General features: G+C 46.6%; 21 protein-coding genes. 7 read left to right on the plus strand and 14 right to left on the minus strand.

Translation table 11 applies throughout. From position 1 onward, the window contains the following. Positions 1-210: 210 nt before the first annotated feature. From OU814_RS07140 to OU814_RS07150, 3 genes are read left to right on the plus strand one after another with little or no spacing between them, the layout of a single operon-like run. Positions 211-537, plus strand: coding sequence for a hypothetical protein (locus tag OU814_RS07140; RefSeq protein ID WP_268181546.1), 327 nt, complete (start codon positions 211-213; stop codon positions 535-537). A gap of 35 nt (positions 538-572) precedes the next feature. After that, positions 573-959 (plus strand): type II toxin-antitoxin system VapC family toxin, encoded by a 387-nt coding sequence (locus OU814_RS07145; RefSeq protein WP_268181548.1) that lies wholly within the window; start codon positions 573-575, stop codon positions 957-959. 14 nt (positions 960-973) lie between these two features. Then, positions 974-1,126: a type II toxin-antitoxin system HicB family antitoxin gene (locus OU814_RS07150; protein ID WP_268181550.1), complete on the plus strand. Its 153-nt coding sequence runs from the start codon at positions 974-976 to the stop codon at positions 1,124-1,126. A 742-nt stretch (positions 1,127-1,868) separates the two neighbouring features. Here OU814_RS07150 and OU814_RS07155 read toward each other — a convergent pair. The 9 genes from OU814_RS07155 to OU814_RS07195 all read right to left on the minus strand — a co-directional run bounded on the left by OU814_RS07155 (position 1,869) and on the right by OU814_RS07195 (position 9,298). Continuing rightward, positions 1,869-2,819 (minus strand): F0F1 ATP synthase subunit gamma, encoded by a 951-nt coding sequence (locus tag OU814_RS07155; RefSeq protein WP_017289646.1) that lies wholly within the window; start codon positions 2,817-2,819, stop codon positions 1,869-1,871. A gap of 141 nt (positions 2,820-2,960) precedes the next feature. Continuing rightward, positions 2,961-4,478 carry a F0F1 ATP synthase subunit alpha gene (gene atpA, locus OU814_RS07160; protein WP_268181552.1) on the minus strand — a complete coding sequence of 506 codons (1,518 nt, stop codon included), beginning with the start codon at positions 4,476-4,478 and terminating at the stop codon, positions 2,961-2,963. Between the two features lie 102 nt (positions 4,479-4,580). Next, entirely contained in the window at positions 4,581-5,138 is a 558-nt protein-coding gene (gene atpH / locus OU814_RS07165) for an ATP synthase F1 subunit delta (RefSeq protein ID WP_268181554.1), read from the minus strand. Positions 5,139-5,141: 3 nt separating this feature from the next. Continuing rightward, complete coding sequence (locus OU814_RS07170) at positions 5,142-5,693, minus strand: F0F1 ATP synthase subunit B (RefSeq protein WP_268181556.1); 552 nt, start codon at positions 5,691-5,693, stop codon at positions 5,142-5,144. An 86-nt stretch (positions 5,694-5,779) separates the two neighbouring features. Then, entirely contained in the window at positions 5,780-6,202 is a 423-nt protein-coding gene (locus tag OU814_RS07175) for a F0F1 ATP synthase subunit B' (protein WP_017289642.1), read from the minus strand. Between the two features lie 80 nt (positions 6,203-6,282). After that, on the minus strand, positions 6,283-6,528 hold the full coding sequence (gene atpE, locus OU814_RS07180) for an ATP synthase F0 subunit C (RefSeq protein WP_017289641.1): 246 nt from the start codon (positions 6,526-6,528) through the stop codon (positions 6,283-6,285). Between the two features lie 53 nt (positions 6,529-6,581). Next, positions 6,582-7,331: a F0F1 ATP synthase subunit A gene (gene atpB / locus OU814_RS07185; protein WP_017289640.1), complete on the minus strand. Its 750-nt coding sequence runs from the start codon at positions 7,329-7,331 to the stop codon at positions 6,582-6,584. Between the two features lie 63 nt (positions 7,332-7,394). Then, positions 7,395-7,805 carry an ATP synthase subunit I gene (locus tag OU814_RS07190; protein WP_017289639.1) on the minus strand — a complete coding sequence of 137 codons (411 nt, stop codon included), beginning with the start codon at positions 7,803-7,805 and terminating at the stop codon, positions 7,395-7,397. Positions 7,806-8,116: 311 nt separating this feature from the next. After that, on the minus strand, positions 8,117-9,298 hold the full coding sequence (locus tag OU814_RS07195; protein ID WP_268181562.1) for a class I SAM-dependent methyltransferase: 1,182 nt from the start codon (positions 9,296-9,298) through the stop codon (positions 8,117-8,119). Positions 9,299-9,433: 135 nt separating this feature from the next. Here OU814_RS07195 and OU814_RS07200 point away from each other — a divergent pair, with 135 nt between their 5' ends. Beyond that, the gene (locus tag OU814_RS07200) at positions 9,434-9,757 is read left to right on the plus strand and encodes a phasin family protein (RefSeq protein ID WP_017289637.1); all 324 of its coding nucleotides are present in this window, start codon (positions 9,434-9,436) and stop codon (positions 9,755-9,757) included. 43 nt (positions 9,758-9,800) lie between these two features. Then, on the plus strand, positions 9,801-10,334 hold the full coding sequence (locus OU814_RS07205) for an FKBP-type peptidyl-prolyl cis-trans isomerase (protein WP_017289636.1): 534 nt from the start codon (positions 9,801-9,803) through the stop codon (positions 10,332-10,334). Positions 10,335-10,475: 141 nt separating this feature from the next. Here OU814_RS07205 and OU814_RS07210 read toward each other — a convergent pair whose 3' ends face one another. Beyond that, positions 10,476-11,261, minus strand: a complete 786-nt coding sequence (locus OU814_RS07210; RefSeq protein ID WP_239741201.1) for an RNA polymerase sigma factor SigF — start codon at positions 11,259-11,261, stop codon at positions 10,476-10,478. A 311-nt stretch (positions 11,262-11,572) separates the two neighbouring features. On the opposite strand from OU814_RS07210, the gene OU814_RS07215 reads away from it, so the two are divergent. Both OU814_RS07215 and OU814_RS07220 read left to right on the plus strand, forming a co-directional pair. Further along, positions 11,573-12,028, plus strand: a complete 456-nt coding sequence (locus OU814_RS07215; RefSeq protein ID WP_017289634.1) for a hypothetical protein — start codon at positions 11,573-11,575, stop codon at positions 12,026-12,028. Positions 12,029-12,128: 100 nt separating this feature from the next. Continuing rightward, entirely contained in the window at positions 12,129-13,868 is a 1,740-nt protein-coding gene (locus OU814_RS07220; RefSeq protein ID WP_268181565.1) for a hypothetical protein, read from the plus strand. A gap of 148 nt (positions 13,869-14,016) precedes the next feature. On the opposite strand, the gene OU814_RS07225 is transcribed toward OU814_RS07220, so the two are convergent. The 4 genes from OU814_RS07225 to OU814_RS07240 all read right to left on the minus strand — a co-directional run bounded on the left by OU814_RS07225 (position 14,017) and on the right by OU814_RS07240 (position 17,671). Continuing rightward, the gene (locus tag OU814_RS07225; RefSeq protein WP_268181567.1) at positions 14,017-14,154 is read right to left on the minus strand and encodes a hypothetical protein; all 138 of its coding nucleotides are present in this window, start codon (positions 14,152-14,154) and stop codon (positions 14,017-14,019) included. A gap of 129 nt (positions 14,155-14,283) precedes the next feature. After that, positions 14,284-14,730 (minus strand): nucleotidyltransferase domain-containing protein, encoded by a 447-nt coding sequence (locus tag OU814_RS07230; RefSeq protein ID WP_268181569.1) that lies wholly within the window; start codon positions 14,728-14,730, stop codon positions 14,284-14,286. Between the two features lie 267 nt (positions 14,731-14,997). Beyond that, positions 14,998-16,899: a molecular chaperone DnaK gene (gene dnaK, locus OU814_RS07235; RefSeq protein WP_268181570.1), complete on the minus strand. Its 1,902-nt coding sequence runs from the start codon at positions 16,897-16,899 to the stop codon at positions 14,998-15,000. A 313-nt stretch (positions 16,900-17,212) separates the two neighbouring features. Further along, the gene (locus OU814_RS07240; RefSeq protein ID WP_051077883.1) at positions 17,213-17,671 is read right to left on the minus strand and encodes an Hsp20/alpha crystallin family protein; all 459 of its coding nucleotides are present in this window, start codon (positions 17,669-17,671) and stop codon (positions 17,213-17,215) included. Between the last annotated feature and the right edge of the window lie 132 nt (positions 17,672-17,803).

Consider the following 17,803-nt stretch of genomic DNA (forward strand, 5'->3'; position numbering starts at 1 on the left):
CGATGTTATAAGTTCAACTTTTTTGAGAGGACTGAAATATTACAAACTTGCCCCCGCGTGGCGAAGCGATCGCGCGTTGTAAAAGCGCGATCGTCGAGTATTTATGAATACGAATCATCGATTATTGAGTAAGATGAGCTGTTTCATTTTGCTCTAAGTTAGAGATCGTGACTTAGCATGTATAGAGAGTATCCCGACGAGGATGGTTCTATGACGGCTTCAAATTGGAATGTGTTGGTCGAAACAACCGAGGATGGAAAATCGATCGCGACTGTTTTGGAATTGCCATCGGTGCAAGCGATCGCGGATACTCAAAACGACGCAATCGATCGCGCCCAAAAACTTCTGACAGAGCGATTAGCACAAGCCAAGATTGTTTCTATCCAGGTTGGGTCTGATGTGAGCAAGGCTAAACATCCTGTTTTAGAAATGGCTGGTATTTTCAAAGATGATCCCGATTTTGAAGATGTACAGCGCTACATTCAAGAGTATCGTGATGAGCTAGATGCGCTGAAGGAAGAGGATTTGACTGATTGAGCTTGTATATCCTCGACACTGACCATATCTCCCTTGTGCAGCGTGGTAATCAGAATATTGCACTCCGAAGTGCTGGTATTCCGCCTGAGTTTATTGCGATTACAGTAATTTCAGTTGAGGAGCAGTTGAGAGGTCGCTTTGCCAAAATCCGAGAAGCAGAATCGCGAAAAAACCGCGATGGTTTGCTCTTAGCGTATCGGAATCTACGAGTTACGTTTGAATCTTTAGCCAAGTTCTCGATTTTGGATTTTACGGCTGAGTCGAAGAATCGCTATCTAGAGTTGAAGCAAGATATCAAAATTGGCAAGCAGGATCTTAAGATCGCTGCGATCGCTCTTTCAGTAAACGGCATTATGGTGACTCGCAATCACCGAGATTTCGCTAAAGTTCCAAATCTTAGAATTGAAGACTGGACAGTTTAAGAGTAGGAAACCTTATGCGGTATGAAATCGTAATCGAAAAAGGAAAAACTAGCTACAGCACCTATGCGCCAGATCTTCTAGGCTGTGTTGCTGTGGGAGAAACGATCGAAGAAGTCAGAGAATTAATTCAAGAATCAATCTTATTGCTCTTTTTTACTGCAAACTGAACGATTAACTTTCCTGATGTGGGGTAAGTCATAGAGCTTCACTTGGGGCGTTGTAGTTGAGTCTCTGGATTATACGGCTTGGGTGATTGATTTGGGATGGGCACATTTTGCGATGAGGATGGAATGGGAGTAGTCCCTGACTGGTGTTGTGAAGTTGCAGGAACTGAAAGAGTCTGTCCGTTGGAACTTCTTGAAGTTTCTGGTTGGATTACAAATCGATATGCAGAACTAATTAAGGATAATATCGCAACAATCAAAGAGAAAAAGGAGAATCCAATAGCCACTCGATATTTTTTGTTCTCATATCTAAGATCCGCTAGGAGAGATGCCATGTATGGAAAGTTTATATAATCTCGCTCACCATCCATCTTGTGTATAAACAGGTTCAAAGGGCTTCCCTCACCTGTTGAACGGCTGGTCTTAAGCCTGAGGCTGTATAGTCTCATAAATAAAATGTTCACATCAATTCTCAAATTTCTTGCGATTTGAGCAATATCTATCGGAACAAAGTTTATATGATTGCGAGTGCTGTCCCCAATTTCAAAATCTATGTAAGTCTTGTAGTACAGGTTATATATTTTGTTCAAGATTTCAAGATCGGTTGGTAAGCGCTTCATTATCGAAAATGCTTTCTCAAAAGAGATAAGGACAAATACTAAGATATTACACATACGAGAAATACTACACATATGAAAAAGCGTCTAAGTTGCCCTAGACGCTTTTATTAGTTTCAAGAATTGCCTTAGTTCAGCGCATCTGCACCCGCAACGACTTCAAGCAGTTCTTGAGTAATTGCAGCTTGACGCGCCTTGTTATAAGACAAGGTCAACGAACCAATCAAATTCTTCGCGTTATCACTCGCGTTATTCATCGCCGTCATTCGAGCCGCCAACTCACTAGCCGCCGCTTCTTGCAGCGCCCGCAGCAATTGGTTATTCAGATACAACGGCAGCAATGCGTCGAGAATTTGTACTGGATCTTGCTCGAAGATCATGTCTTGTGGGAAAGACTGAACTTCAGGAGCGGACACTCTCTCACGTTCGACTTGGAACTGACCGCCACGAGTCGTCAAGCGGAAGATCTCGTCATCTGCAACTTCCAATCCTTGCGGATCAAGCGGTAACAGCGTTTGAACAACCGGGCGAGACGCAATCAAGGAAACGAATTTCGTGTAGATTAGCTCAACTCGATCGACACTTTCCGACAAGAACTGAGATAAGACCACATCGGCGATCTGAGCTGCTTCTGCTGCGGTCGGAATCTGTTCGAGTCCAGCATAGCTTTCCACGATCGGATAATCCCGACGTTGGAAATATTGAGTTGCTTTACGACCGACAATGACCATTTTGTAGTCAATGCCTTCGGCTTTCAGTTCCTTCGCACGAATTTCAGCCCGACGGATAACGTTAGCGTTGTAGCCACCGCACAATCCGCGATCGCCCGAAATCACTAATAGACCGACAGTACCCACATCCCGCTTTCTCAACAGCGGTAAGTCAGCTTCTTCAAACTTCAATCGGGCTTGCAAGCCGTAAAGCACTTGCGCTAAGCGATCGGCAAAAGGACGAGTCGCCGTGACTTGCTCTTGTGCTCGACGCACTTTCGCGGCTGCCACAAGCCGCATTGCTTCTGTAATTTTTTTTGTGTTCTTAACCGACTGAATCCGGTCGCGAATCGCTTTTAGGTTAGGCATGATTTGAAACGATTTTAGAGGTTTAAGACGGGGTCAATCGTTTGCACCAAGCGAATTCTATTCGCCAAGGCAAAGCACAACGCCTTGATTGAAAGATTGAAATTGAGAGACTCGATCGAGCCTCTCAATTTCAGAATCGTCTTACGCAGCAGCCAACAAGGTTTGCTTCGTTTCGGTAATCGCTTCTTTCAATAGCGCTTCCGCTTCATCGGTCAATGCCTTCTGACCTTGAACGATTTCCACATACTTCGGCTTACCCGTCTTCAGATAGTCACGCAAGTTCTTCACAAATGTCGTGACTTTATCAACGGGGATATCATCCAAGTAGCCGTTGATTCCAGAGTAGATCACAGCAACTTGCTCAGCGACAGACAGCGGCGAGTACTGAGGCTGTTTCAGGATTTCACGCAGACGGACACCGCGAGCCAATTGGTTCTGAGTCGCTTTATCCAAGTCAGAAGCAAATTGTGCAAATGCTTCCAATTCAGCGAACTGTGCAAGCTCAAGTTTCACCTTACCTGCCACTTTCTTCATCGCCTTGGTTTGCGCTGCCGATCCAACACGAGATACCGAAATACCCGCGTTTACTGCCGGACGCAGACCTGCGTTAAACAAGTCAGACGACAAGAAGATTTGACCATCGGTAATCGAAATCACGTTGGTCGGAATGTATGCCGATACGTCACCCGCTTGGGTTTCAATGATCGGCAATGCGGTCATGCTACCGCCACCCAACTCATCGCTGAGCTTCGCTGCACGCTCAAGCAAGCGAGAGTGAACGTAGAATACGTCTCCAGGATAAGCTTCACGACCCGGCGGACGACGCAGCAACAGCGACATTTGGCGATAAGCCTGAGCTTGTTTCGACAAGTCATCATAGATAACCAAGGTCGCTTTGCCTTTGTACATGAAGTACTCAGCCAAAGCTGCACCCGTGTAAGGTGCGAAGTATTGCAGGGTTGCTGGATCGTTCGCGTTTGCTGCAACAACGATCGTGTATTCCATCGCGCCACGGTCTTGCAACACTTGGACAATGTTTGCCACGGTGGAAGCTTTTTGACCCACTGCAACGTAAACGCAAATTACGTCTTCGCCAGCTTGGTTCAGAATCGTGTCAACCGCAACGGAAGTTTTTCCGGTTTGACGGTCACCAATGATCAACTCACGCTGACCCCGACCGATCGGAATCATTGAGTCGATCGCGGTAATTCCGGTTTGCATCGGCTCACACACGGATTTCCGCGCGATGATACCGGGTGCAGGAGATTCGATCAAGCGAGTCTCGGTCGTTTGGATATCGCCTTTCCCATCGAGAGGACGCGCCAAAGCGTCAACCACACGACCAACCATTGCGTCCCCAACTGGGATTTGCGCAATTTTTCCGGTTGCCGTAACAGAGCTTCCTTCTTGAATCGAACGACCGTCGGACATCAATACCGCACCGACGTTATCTTCTTCAAGGTTCAGCGCCATACCGACAGAACCATCTTCAAACTGCACGAGTTCACCCGCCATGCACTTTTCCAAGCCATAGATCCGAGCAATCCCGTCACCGACTTGCAAGACGGTTCCGACATTTTGGACTTTCACGCCTTGATCGTACGTTTCGATCTGTTGGCGAATAATGTTGCTAATTTCGTCTGGTCTGATTGCTGCCATTGGAAACCTCTGTTAAAGGATGAGAAATGAAAAAAGGGAAATAGGAGGGTGGGGAGTGGGGAGTAGGGAAACCAAATTCACATTCCCTATTCCCCGATCTCCTTAGGTCGCACTGGTCAGGCGTAGCGTAATCCGACGCAGTTGACCACGTAGACTCGCATCAATTACCTGTGAACCAACCTTAATGATCACGCCACCAATAAGATCAGGATCGATTTTGGTTTCGATATCCACTGAACTCGCGTTGGTCAGAGCTTTCACTTTGTCGCGAACCGCATTCTTCTGATCGTCGCTCAGTTCAACCGTCGAAGTCACTTCTGCCAAGACTGCTTGCTTCAATTTCCGCAAGAGTTTCTGATATTGCTGACAGATGCCTTCGAGGAATATCACTCGTCGCCGATCGACCAGTAACATCAAGAAATTCCGCGTAAACGGATGAATCGCATCACCAAAGACTTGATCCAGCACGGCTTTTTTCACATCAGCTTTCGCCAAAGGACTCGCTACCAAGGTTTTCAGATCTTCTGACGCATTCAGCGTGTCGAGAATGTTCGCCATATCTTCGCCGAAGCGATCGACTAAATCATTCGACTGTCCCAAAGACATCAAGGCCTGAGCGTAAGGTTCTAAAACCTCAGAGGTCAAAATATTTTCTGCCATTGATTAACCCTCGCTCAATAACGCAATACTGCGATCGACTAATCTCTGCTGCGAATCATCGTTCAACCGATTTGGCAAGTCGCCAGATGCGCGCTCCAGTGCCATTGCTGCCACTCGTTGACGCAATTCGTTCATGATGCGCTCTTGCTCTGAAGAAATATCCGCTGCAGCCGTTTCCCGCATCCGAACAATGTCGTGTTCAGCCTTTGCGAGAATTTCATCTGCCGATTTCTTCGCTGCAACTTCAGCATCGGATCGAATCTTCGCTGCCTCTTGTTGAGCTTGAGCCAATTTCTGTTGCTGCTCTGCCAATGCTGATGCAGCAGTCTTTTTCCGGCTTTCCGCTTCAGAAATTGCTTGCTCGATCGCGGCACGCCGTTCGCCCAGTGCTTTACTGAGAAAACCGCGTCCAAAATATACCACTATCGCAATAACGATGCTGAGGTTAATCAGGTTGGTTTCTAGGATATCGAAGTTTAATCCGAAACCGCCCCCCTCTGCTTCTGCCAAAATCGGATGAATCACTCCGCTGGCAAGTCGCAAATACATTTCCATGACACTTTTCCAAAACTGCGCGTTGTCTATCCCAAACCGGACGGGGAATTGTTCTCATCGGGAGCCTTGATCAACCAGCAGCCTCGTTAAATTCCAACTAATAATTTGTCTAGAATTTCACGACTTAAGGCTTCCACTTGCTGCTCTAGCGTTTGCATCGCAGCCGCTTTTTGCTGGTCTAACTCTTTCTGAGTTTGTTCCCGCTGTTGTTGTGCTTCTTGCTGTGCCGCTGCAATTTTCTGTGCCGCGATTTGGTTTGCGTCAGCTTGAGCTTTTGCGATCGCGCTTTGATAAGCCCGACGCGATTCAGCGAGTTCAGTTTCGTACTGTTTCGCTAATGCTTCTGCTTTTGCCAACCGCTCCTTCGCATCAGCTTCAGTGCCGCGAATAAAATCATTACGATCTTCAACAACCTTGGTCAAAGGCTTGAAGAACACAATGTTCAACACTGCAACCAACAGTAAAAATTGCACCGCCATCAACGGCAGCGTTGCATCAAAATCAAACATTGTAGGAAGTAAGAGCTAGAAGGACACACTCAAAACTCGGAACACAGAGTCAATCTGAATTCCGAGTTTTGAATTCGAACTTATGCAAATGGGTTCGCGAACAAGAGAACCAACGCGATTACCAGACCGTAGATGGTCAGAGATTCCATAAACGCGAGGGTCAACAGCAACGTACCGCGAATTTTGCCTTCTGCTTCAGGCTGACGTGCAATTCCTGCAACAGCTTCTCCAGAAGCATTACCTTGACCAATACCAGGTCCAATTGCAGCAAGACCGATCGCGAGTGCGGCAGCGATTACAGAAGCAGCAGCAACGGTAGGATTCATAGTGATTTTCCTTCGATTGAATACGGTGAACAGATTCGGACAAGAAAATGCGGCTAATCGTGATGTTCGTCGCCGTGACCTTCAAGTGCTTCGTGAATGTAAGCACCTGCCAGAGTCGCAAACACCAAAGCCTGAATTGCACTGGTAAATAGACCCAGCAGCATCACAGGAAGTGGGACGAACAGCGGCACTAGAAGCACCAATACACCGACCACCAATTCATCCGCCAAGATGTTACCAAAAAGTCGGAAGCTGAGTGAAAGCGGCTTCGTGAAGTCTTCTAGAATCGCGATGGGCAGAAGAACCGGAGTAGGTTGAACGTACTTCGCAAAGTAGCCCAATCCTTTCTTACTGAAGCCTGCGTAAAAATATGCCAGCGACACCAAGAGTGCTAAAGCAACTGTGGTGTTGATGTCATTCGTGGGGGCAGCGAGTTCGCCTTCTGGTAGCTTAATCAGCTTCCAGGGAACGAGTGCGCCCGACCAGTTAGAGACAAAGATGAACAGAAACAGAGTGCCAATAAACGGAACCCAAGGACGGTACTCTTTCTCGCCTAGCTGGTTTTTTGCCAACTCACGCACAAACTCCAGCGCGTACTCCATCAGGTTCTGAATGCCTTTTGGAACGCGTTGAGCGTTACGGGTTGCGAGCAATGAAGCTCCAACCAATAGCCCGATGACGATCCAAGAGACAATAAATACCTGCCCATGAATCTTCAGATTGCCAATTTGCCAGTAGAGGTGATGACCCACTTCTAAGCTGGCGATCGGTAAAACGTTGGGAGCGTCGAGGAAATTAAGCATTTCAGTTCAGGCGGCTTTCCCCAGATTCAAGGAGCAATATTTTTTTCGCGAATTTCTATTAAGTTAGGTCTGAGTTTGTTCAGGCTTAAACAGAATCCGCAAGGTATGGACGAGTAGGGTTCCTTTATACGTTAAAAAGCCTAGAAATACAGGCAGCACATGAAGATCTTTCACTTGAGTAACGAGAACCATTACCCCAATAAAAACAGCTAAATGTGTTTTGCTGATTTTTTGCTTTTCCGTACCGAGTCGCTCTACATTTCGCGCCAATAACTTTAAGTAAACCACACCTGTACACGCTCCAATTAAATAATTCAGAGCAGTGTTGAGCGAATAGAAATACCAGACAGGGAAGAATATTAGCCCAGTCAAGATCACGGTTACGATTAGCAACTCATTTTGGAGTCGATAAAAGTCATCCATGGACTGACTTGACTCTGGTTTTTCTGTACCAGTTTGGATCGTTTCTTCCATAGCAGGCGCGGCTCCAAAGTTAGATTCACATTGTCATGATAACGATCGAATATCATTGATGTCCGAGCGATCCCCAACAATCTGAACCAGAAGCAATCATATCATGTGGAGGTAATAATACTTAATGACTTTTGACACGGGGATTTTGTCAATTGCCGATCAAAGAATTTCTACTCTGAGGGTTGTCAAAAGCGCCTGAGTGATGCTGTGAGAACGGACATCAGCCGAGAAAATCGTATTCTGGCTGAAGGGATTCATGACCGCTTGCTTGAATCGGCAGCCATGAATTCCTTCACAAACGGCAACAAATCCTACGGAGTCAGTAAGATAAGCTGCTGTTCTTGCAGCGATCGCACTTTATCGATCGAAATCGAAACCGTCGAGAGAATCTCTTGCACCGATTGTGTCTGATTACCATCGCAAGCCTTCAAAAATTCAAACTCATCTTCAGCCAGATTGATGATTTGGTAATCGTAATTAAACAAACAGCGGCTCTCCCATCCGTCCATACAAGGACTGCGTTCAGGAATTGCCTGTAAAAGGGCTTCATCCGAACTCCAATCTGATTTTGGTAATTCCCCTCGACTCAAGAAGAATTCGTAATGAGTCACCGACTCTGGATCAAGGAGTTCAATTAAGCGATATCTTTCTTGATCGCTCAATTTATCCGCCCGTTCCAGCAAGTCCGGCTGATTGAACAGTCGCGATGCCTCCCACTGACGCGGATTTGAGAAGCCTAAAAAATTCAATCCAGACGCATCAATCAACTCAAACAGCGTGTGAATGTTGTAATCGACTTCACGCGGATGGACGTACATGTCGGCAAAGCACTCATCGCGCGTATTCTCCATCGACCAGCGCTCTTGTTCTCGGCGCACCAGTCGATTGTTGGGAGGCAAGGACGCAAAAATCTGCCGCCCGATCGCTACGCCTTCGCGATAGTCGGATCGATCCGATTGCAAAAGCTTAATCGCTTCTTGCATCAGTTGAATTTCATATCGTCCCAATTCTGAATACACAAAAATGTGCATCAATCCACCCAGCGCAAGTTTGGTTGCCAAGGATTGAATCCCTCGGTTTGGATCGGGTAAATGGTGCAATACGCCCACGCAATTAATTAAATCGAACTGACCGGAAAGTTGATTGGCATCGTAGAGACTGAGGTGATGAAACTCAACACGATCGGCTCCCGATCTCTGACAGCGCTCTCGCGCAACGGTTAACGCCCCTGCACTCAAATCAATCCCCGTCACCTGAGCGTGAGGATTCAAATGCACAAGATATTCTGTGCCAACGCCTGTTCCACATCCCGCATCTAAAATCCGGACATCTTGGCGTTTCGGTTTCTGTCCGGTACAAAAACTATACGCAGCCAGCCAATTCCAGCGCCAGTTGTAGCCGGGTGGTGGCTCATCTAATAAAGGCTCTGGTGGAAAAGGGTAGGTGTTATAAAGTGCGGCAACTGCTGCACTAATGGTTTGAGAATCTGACATAAAATTCGCGAAAATCACAGCAAGCGTGTATTTCTAGTGTCGCACTGGATGGACGCAGACGGGAAACCGTCCTGTTGCGGATTAACAAGGATTTGCCAGAATGAATGCAGCCACGATCGACGAACGACTAAAAATATGGATAACAACAATTGGATCACGCAACTGCTGATGCTCGGTGTGGGCACAACGTCTTTGGTCGCTGAAAAACTCAAAGAAGTTGGGGATCAGTGGGTGAAAGAGGGCAAACTCAATCCCGATCAGGCAAAAGGCTTCGTCGATGATCTGATGAATCAACTGAAAACCGAGCAGGGCGGATTTGAAGCCCAGTTTCAGCGGCAGCTTCGCAACATGCTGATGGATTTGGGTGTGCCTCGCCAGAACGAAATGGATGAATTGCGCGGCAGACTCGATCGCTTAGAGCGACAGGTGCGAGATTTAGAAAATAAGCTCTGGAAATGAGAATCAGTGTGAAAATTGAAAAGCACATTCAAGAAAACTGATCATGAGAGAGATTTTGATCAGCTTCGGCGTCATGGTGGCTTGTATTGCGGTGCTGGTCGTGGCACAGATTACGGGAGGTTCTCGTGATAGCGCGATCGCTGCTGAAATGCCTAAGACCGAAGCTGCTCCTGTAGTTCAAGTAGCACAAGCTGCTGATTTAAAACCGATGACAACTCCGAATCCTGCTGAATCGAAAGAACCGACCGAAACTGCGTCTGGTCTGAAATATGTTGATGTGGTTGAAGGAACGGGCGAGACTCCTGAAGTGGGTCAACTCGTGACGGTTCATTACACGGGAACGTTAAAAGACGGCACGAAGTTTGACAGTTCTCGCGATCGCGGTCAGCCTTTCAAATTCAAAATTGGCGTAGGGCAGGTGATCAAAGGCTGGGATGAAGGCGTTGGCTCAATGAAAGTGGGCGGTCGTCGCACTTTAGAAATTCCACCCGATTTGGGGTATGGAAGTCGAGGCATTGGCCCGATTCCACCAAATTCGACGCTATTTTTTGATGTGGAATTGCTCAAGGTTGGCTAGATTTTTTAATTGAGCGATCGTCTAAGCTCCCTGATTCTCAACCAATCGGGGAGCTTATTTTATTGAAATCTTGAAAGACAAGAAACGCCGGATTGATTCAATCCGGCGACTCGATAGATGAAAAATTTGGCTGTCAATTTCTTAGGGATCGCTCTGCATCACTTGAGGATGAAGCAATCCGACCATTTGTTGAATTCCGCGATGAATCCGGCGCGTCACCGTCATCGGGCTGACTCCAATCTGTTCTGCGACTTCTTTACGCGATAAATCATGTAGGAAAACATATTCGATCGCTTGGCGGGTCTTATCTTCAAGCTGATTTAAGGCGCGTTGTAATTGCTGGCGGTCTTCTTCGAGCACTTGGAGGGCTTGATATCTGACATCGGGTAAGGTGTCGCCCAATGTCATCGGAGAATCTAACTGCTGACACACGGTTGCGTCTAAACTCAGCGGTAATCGGTTCTTTGCAGCCAGTTTGCTCTCGCGCCATTCGTTCACCGACACTTTTAATACATCTGCAATCTCTTCGTCACTGGGTTGCCGTCCGAAGGCTTCCATTAATTGTTCGCGGACTCGTTGCCCTTCTTTATTCAATTGCTGCCAGCGACGGGGAATTTTGACGGTTCCAGCGCGATCGCGTAAGAAGTGAAGCATTTCGCCTCGAATATACGGTACGGCGAACGAACTGAACGCGCATCCTTGATTGGGATTAAACCGTTCGATCGCTCGAATCAGCCCTAAATATCCAATCTGTTCGAGGTCTTCATAGGGTTCTGCACATTGATGACTCACCCGATGAGCGATTTTCCGCACTAAACCTGCATTCATCTGCACCAACTGGTTTCGCAGTCTTACCGAGGGGTTTTGGTGATACGAAACTAACAGTTCCATTCCACGGGAGCGTAAAGAAGATTGAGTTGCCATCATCTACCACAAGGTCAAAGTTCACATCAGCGTTGAGCTTATTTTCTGTATAGAAATGGTTTCAAGCCATCGTCGATATACGGTACTGATCGAGTTTCTTCTGGTATGAATTCGGCAGAAACACGCAAGATCTCAATCCTTTGTATAGAGGGCATTTCGACCAATTTAGGGCTGTGATCTGTGTCATATTTCGGATGTGATTGTACTCATCCAAAAGTGTGATTTATATCTCTTCTTTTAGATGAGGAAATACATTTTTAATAACTTTATTTTGAATGTCATAACTCGGCTGAAACATAGCAGGAATAACAATTATGGCAACCCAAAAAGACAAAAAATCACAAAAAGAAATGGATTCTTCTAAGTTAGAAAAAGAGCAAAATTCGGCTCAACAAACAAGCGGAGGATCAGATCTCGATAATGCTCCCGATGTCGAATCTTTGACAGAGATTCTACACGGAGATCCTACGGAGATCGAATCCAATGAAGCGATCGATTCGATCGATGAATGGGTGGATTTTCTCAAAGGTCACAAGGAGGACAATATCAAAGAGTTGTCTGCATCTTTGAAGGAACTGAAAAAACTCTTGAGGGGCAAAAAGTCTGATGGAAGTGAAATTGCGGAGGTGCTAGAGACGCTTGGCGAGCAAACGAATGCGATCGGAGATGAAGCGGCTCGCGGTGTGAAAGGGCCTCTGCACACCTTGGGCAAGGCGTTAATTACGTTCAGCCACAAGATCGAACGCACGGCTGCAAAAGATGAGGAATAGTCTGCTGATAAACGCTCTGAAGTCTGTCTAAAACTTGCGAGCAGCGAGATTGGACGAATGTAAGTTCAATCTCGCTGCCTCGTTTGTAAGATTTTCTAGCGTGGGTAATCTAGACGAGCGATCGTTAACGAGTATTTCACGCTATATGGATCATCGTAAGCTTCAGAATCAGCACTTTACTGCTCTCAAGGAGAAGTATCAAGTTGAGCACAACCAATCTGCTGAACCGGACATTTTTCTATATTTCATTCTTAGGAAAGCTGAGTTAGGGATTCAGATTACAGAGATAGAGTTTCAATGGCTCATTGAGAATCGCTTCACTAAAACCGCTGGCATCATTGATTTGCAGCAATACAAAACCGAAGAGCTACAAAGACTAGAAGCTGAACTTTTGCGGCTCCGAGTTCGCTATTGTATTCCAGAAGATGCAGAGCTTACGATCGCAAATCCCATCAGTTCACTGCTTTGGAAAGTAGAATCCGGAGGTGTCATTTCAGCTTCGGAGTTAGAACTTCTCAATCATGATGCTCTTGTAGATACAAAGAAAGTGATTCAGGAAGTTTTGCAGTTTTCGCAACTCAAAGTGACCTACAAAGCGGCAAAACATCTTGATCGTCTCCCAGAGGAGCCTCTCTTCTCAATTCTGAAAAAACTGAATGTTCGTGAACAGTTAACTGATGCTGAAGCAGATTGGCTTTTAGCTCATGATTTCTATGAAACATTAGACATTTATTGGCAGCAGGAAAACGAGAGAAAAGCTGAAGGCGAGTTTTCAGTGCTTAAGGCAAAATACCAAGTTGAGGCGCATCCGGATACTTCTATTTCTAGTCCGCTCTATACCATTCTCAAGAAGTTGGACGCAGAAGAGGCGCTAGTCAATCGGGAATGCAAATGGCTAAGCAAGCAAAATCTGAACACGCTCGTCACTCTTGCACAGCATCATAAAGATAAAATTCTTTTTGCATCACTGAAATCGAAGTATCAAGCAACTCAGTGCGAGAGTTCAGAGCCTACTAATCCTTTGTTCCTGATTTTGAAACGTCTTGAGGCACTCAATTCAGAAACCTCTATGCGGAACTGGGATTCCCAAGTTATTGCAGGAGACATTCAATGGCTATCAGATCAAGGATTGGCTGGAACAGCACAGATACTGATACAGACGCATTTCAGGATGTTAAAAACAAAATATCGAATTTTCGGAGCATTAGCGATCGAGCCATTCTACGAAATCATGCTCAGATTGGAGCGAGGAGAACGACTTGACCCAAAACAAGTTGTGCAACTCATTGAAGAAGGTCGTCTTTCTCGAACTGGCAACATTGCGATCGCTCACTATCAATTAGAAGCTATTTTCTATCAGAAAGAATACCGACGTACTGGAAATCGATGGAATCTAGCAAGTGCAAGTAGTAATTGGCGCAAAGCAGGTAAACCTGAAAAAGCATTAGAGGTCACACAGACGCTGAATTGGGACAAAGTAAAAGAACTAGACTTGAAAGCAGCTTTGCTCGTTACAAGAGGAGCCGCTTTCCGCGATTTGGAACAGCTAGATGAGGCAGAACAGTGTGCAACAAAAGCTATGGAATGCCAACCGGAGAGTCATCAGCCTTTCACCTTAATGGGCGCTTTGTCCTACGATCGAGGTAATTATACTCAGGGCGATTATTGGTTTGAAATGGCAGTAGAGCGTGGAGCGACTGATACAGACAATGAAATTGAAAAAATTGTCAGGATGACGAAACAGAAGGAAAAACGCCGAGAAGTTGTCGAGTATCTTCTCAATAAAGATCCAGACCGCTACAAATGGGCGAGAGTCTATCTTAAACCAGAGTCACTTTAGGTAGCGACGAGCATGAAGCTACGTTGTACATTCAGAAATTTGACAGGCTTAGATATTGCTAGTTGAACACATGCTTTAGATACTTAAAAAAGCTGGTAGCTCCACTCATGGGAAACTACCAGCCTCATTTCTCAATCAACTAGAGAACTTACTTCGACTCAGTAAAGTCAGCGTCAATCACATCATCGCCACCAGAGGTCGAACCACCGCCAGCACTTGCACCTGGATCAGCGCCAGGAGCTTCGCCACCTGCTTGCTGATAGAGGTTTTGGCTAATGCCATACAAGGACTGTTGTAAGTCGGTCTGGAGAGACTTGATTCTGTCAAAGTCTTCAGCCGCGATTCCCTAGTCAGCACTTTCTGAAGGCTTGCCTAATTCGTAAAAATCATAAGTGTTCTTCACCCAGTCACTCAATCAGTCTTCACTTTCAAGCTTTTCCAAATCAGCTAAATCCTGTAACCGTCCTGATGCTTTCTTATTCCGCTTCAGATTCTCCAAGTCGATAAAATTGACTATGACTCCATCAACTTCGATTTCAGACCTTGTGAGAAAACAAGTCGCAAAATCCACACCATCTGGCGTTGTAATCATATCAATCCGATTAGGTGGATATCCAAGTTGAATCACTTGATCTGAAGTCAGAAAATCTTCAATCGTTAAATTCAGGGAATCAAAACCGAACTGTTGCAATGCCTGCATGATATTAGCAGCATTCTCCTGGGTCATTTCAATCCAGACATCCAAATCCTTCGTATAGCGAGGATGCCCATAGATTGCAACTGCGTAGCCGCCCACAACTAGATATCGAACCTGATTATCGTTTAATGATTGTATAAACTCTCTGAAGTCTTGGTTCAGCATTACCGTATTTCCAGAGATGGTACTCTCGACGAATTCCTTCTAATGCATCGATTCTCGCCTGAAAAGATTGAGTTCGCCAATAAGCAATATCTTGGTTTGGCGCTCTCATACTAGCCTTTACAACTGGCATCGATCTACGAGGAGAATCTTGCATAAGCTTATGTCAATGTTATCTGCATTATACAAGAGGTCTAGCTTAAGCTATGAAAAAGCTGGTAGCTCCAACCAAGGGAACTACCAGCCTCATTTCTCAATCAACTAGAGAACTTACTTCGACTCAGTGAAGTCGGCATCGATTACATCATCGCCACTAGGGGTCGAACCGCCACCTGCGCTTGCACCTGGATCAGCGCCAGGAGTTTCGCCGCCTGCTTGCTGATAGAGGTTTTGGCTAATGCCGTACAAGGACTGTTGTAAGTCGGTCTGGAGAGACTTGATTCTGTCGAAGTCTTCAGCCGCGATCGCATCTCTGAGATCTTTCACTAAGCCTTCAACCTTAGTCTTATCATCGGCAGGCACTTTATCGCCTAGCTCGCTGATTTGCTTCTCGGCTTGGTATGCCAAGGAGTCAGCTTGGTTCTTGAGATCAATCCGCTCACGACGTTCTTTATCGGTCGAAGCATTTTGCTCAGCATCGCGTACCATCCGTTCAACATCATCTTTCGGTAAGGTTGAAGCTCCGGTAATGCTGATCGATTGTTCTTTACCTGTGCCCTTATCTTTCGCAGAGACAGTCAAGATACCGTTCGCATCAATGTCGAAGGTTACTTCGATTTGAGGAACGCCACGGGGAGCGGGAGGAATTCCATCCAGACGGAAGGTTCCAAGGCTCTTGTTGTCGTTCGACATTTCGCGCTCACCTTGCAGCACATGGATTTCTACATTGCTTTGTCCATCGACTGCGGTTGAGAATACTTCCGATTTCTTGGTCGGAATCGTGGTGTTACGAGGAATGATCTTGGTCATCACACCGCCCAAGGTTTCAACACCCAAGGACAACGGCGATACGTCGAGCAAGAGAATATCTTTAACTTCACCTGCCAAGACACCTGCTTGAATTGCAGCACCAATCGCGACCACTTCATCTGGGTTCACGGTTTGGTTCGGATCTTTGCCCAAGACGCGTTTTACAACTTCCTGAACTGCGGGAATCCGGGTCGAACCTCCGACGAGAACGACTTCATCGATCTTGCTCTTGTCAAGCTTCGAGTCGCGGAGTGCAGTTTCAACCGGGATGCGGCAGCGATCGATGAGATCCGCACACAATTCCTCAAACTTTGCACGGGTCAACGTGGTATCGAGGTGCTTCGGCCCATCTTGAGTTGCAGTGATAAACGGGAGGTTAATATCCGCTTGAGTCACGCTCGACAGTTCGATTTTTGCTTTCTCAGCCGCTTCAGTCAAACGCTGAAGTGCTTGCTTATCTTTGCGGAGGTCAATGCCTTCTGCACGAGCAAAACCATCAGCTAAGAAATCTACAATCTTTTTATCGAAGTCGTCTCCACCTAAGTGAGTGTCTCCAGAAGTTGCGAGTACTTCAAATACACCGTCGCCCACTTCGAGGATCGATACGTCAAACGTACCACCACCTAAGTCAAACACGAGGATTGTTTCGTTGCTCTTCTTGTCAAGACCGTATGCGAGAGATGCAGCAGTCGGCTCGTTAATAATTCGGAGCACTTCTAGACCTGCAATTTTCCCTGCGTCTTTGGTTGCCTGTCGCTGAGAGTCGTTAAAGTAAGCGGGAACTGTGATCACCGCTTGGGTCACATCTTCGCCGAGGTACTTACTTGCGTCTTCTTTCAGCTTCCGGAGGACTTGAGCAGAGATTTCTTCCGGTGCAAATTGCTTGCCTTGGGCGGTGCAATCGAGTTTAACGTTTCCGCCAACGTTCAGGACTTTATAAGCGACTTCTGTTGCTTCATGGGTCACTTCGTCAAATCTGCGACCGATAAACCGTTTGACCGAGTAGAACGTATTCTCTGGGTTCATGACGGCTTGGCGCTTGGCAATTTGACCAACTAAGCGATCGCCATTTTTTGCGTAACCGACGACTGAGGGGGTCGTGCGAAATCCTTCCGCGTTTGCGATTACAGTGGGTTTACCACCTTCCATCACAGCGACACACGAGTTTGTCGTTCCTAAGTCAATTCCAACAACTTTTGCCATATGGGTGCTTCGGCTCCATCACTTAATCAATGCGGTTCGGGGTAGGGGACTGGCGCAAGTGCCAGAATTTATATCGGGGCGGCGGGACTCAAACGGGTAATTTTCAGTTCAGTGCCACCAAAGCATTCCATCCCCTACCTAATATACTGTTCGGGTTCTGGCGTTCCATGAAGGGGTATTTACCGTACCTACCGAACCATTTCGGGGACGGTTGAGGGGTGGGAGAGTGGGGAGTGGGGGAGTGGGGGGAGTCGAAATTGTGCTTCTTGTCCCCTAGTTCTCTAATCTTCCTAGTGCTCTTCCACGGTTACATTTAGGAATTCCACACGTCTGCGGTTTCTTCAGCTTGCGCTTCTGATTCGACGAGATTGAGTTTGACGATCGTGGGTTTCACCGCTTGTAGACGAGGTAGGGTGAGGGTCAAGATACCGTCTTTCAATTCAGCCTTGGCTTGATCGTTTTGCACAGGTGCAGGCAGCGAAATCACGCGGCGGAATTTGCCATAGCGGAATTCAGAACGGAGTCCTTTGGCTTCTGTCGCTTCTAATTTGTGCTCGCCTGAGATCGAAACGGTGTCTTGTCCGATTTGGACATCAACGTCTTTGGCAGCGATACCAGGAAGTTGAGCACGAAGGATGAATTCGGCTTCTGTCGCGGTGAATTCGATCGCAGGTGACCAAGTTGTTTCGCGAGTCGGCATCAGTTCGCTGAAGAGTTGATTAAACTGACGACGTGCCATTTCCATTTCTTGCAAACGAGTAGAAGTCATCATGGCGGTTACCTTGTTTAGAGAGAGTAGCGTTCTGTGTTTCGATGTTTCTAATTTAGGAGGAATCAAGGTTAGGCGCATTGGGGCAAACCGGAAGCCAAAGGTTGGGGTTGCCGCCCCGGATGAAATTCATAG

Origin of the sequence: Leptolyngbya sp. GGD (assembly GCF_026735145.1) — a bacterium.
Classification (GTDB): domain Bacteria; phylum Cyanobacteriota; class Cyanobacteriia; order Leptolyngbyales; family Leptolyngbyaceae; genus Leptolyngbya; species Leptolyngbya boryana.

Bases quoted from the DNA above. Each gene is read 5' to 3' on its own strand.
- atpH (WP_268181554.1), bottom strand. From the start codon at position 5,138: ATGGCAGAAAATATTTTGACCTCTGAGGTTTTAGAACCTTACGCTCAG.
- OU814_RS07175 (WP_017289642.1), bottom strand. From the start codon at position 6,202: ATGTTTGATTTTGATGCAACGCTGCCGTTGATGGCGGTGCAATTTTTA.
- OU814_RS07190 (WP_017289639.1), bottom strand. From the start codon at position 7,805: ATGGAAGAAACGATCCAAACTGGTACAGAAAAACCAGAGTCAAGTCAG.
- OU814_RS07195 (WP_268181562.1), bottom strand. From the start codon at position 9,298: ATGTCAGATTCTCAAACCATTAGTGCAGCAGTTGCCGCACTTTATAAC.
- atpA (WP_268181552.1), bottom strand. From the start codon at position 4,478: ATGGCAGCAATCAGACCAGACGAAATTAGCAACATTATTCGCCAACAG.
- OU814_RS07230 (WP_268181569.1), bottom strand. From the start codon at position 14,730: ATGCTGAACCAAGACTTCAGAGAGTTTATACAATCATTAAACGATAAT.
- OU814_RS07155 (WP_017289646.1), bottom strand. From the start codon at position 2,819: ATGCCTAACCTAAAAGCGATTCGCGACCGGATTCAGTCGGTTAAGAAC.
- OU814_RS07200 (WP_017289637.1), top strand. From the start codon at position 9,434: ATGGATAACAACAATTGGATCACGCAACTGCTGATGCTCGGTGTGGGC.
- OU814_RS07240 (WP_051077883.1), bottom strand. From the start codon at position 17,671: ATGATGACTTCTACTCGTTTGCAAGAAATGGAAATGGCACGTCGTCAG.
- OU814_RS07170 (WP_268181556.1), bottom strand. From the start codon at position 5,693: ATGGAAATGTATTTGCGACTTGCCAGCGGAGTGATTCATCCGATTTTG.
- OU814_RS07140 (WP_268181546.1), top strand. From the start codon at position 211: ATGACGGCTTCAAATTGGAATGTGTTGGTCGAAACAACCGAGGATGGA.
- dnaK (WP_268181570.1), bottom strand. From the start codon at position 16,899: ATGGCAAAAGTTGTTGGAATTGACTTAGGAACGACAAACTCGTGTGTC.
- atpE (WP_017289641.1), bottom strand. From the start codon at position 6,528: ATGAATCCTACCGTTGCTGCTGCTTCTGTAATCGCTGCCGCACTCGCG.
- OU814_RS07150 (WP_268181550.1), top strand. From the start codon at position 974: ATGCGGTATGAAATCGTAATCGAAAAAGGAAAAACTAGCTACAGCACC.
- atpB (WP_017289640.1), bottom strand. From the start codon at position 7,331: ATGCTTAATTTCCTCGACGCTCCCAACGTTTTACCGATCGCCAGCTTA.
- OU814_RS07210 (WP_239741201.1), bottom strand. From the start codon at position 11,261: ATGATGGCAACTCAATCTTCTTTACGCTCCCGTGGAATGGAACTGTTA.
- OU814_RS07215 (WP_017289634.1), top strand. From the start codon at position 11,573: ATGGCAACCCAAAAAGACAAAAAATCACAAAAAGAAATGGATTCTTCT.
- OU814_RS07205 (WP_017289636.1), top strand. From the start codon at position 9,801: ATGAGAGAGATTTTGATCAGCTTCGGCGTCATGGTGGCTTGTATTGCG.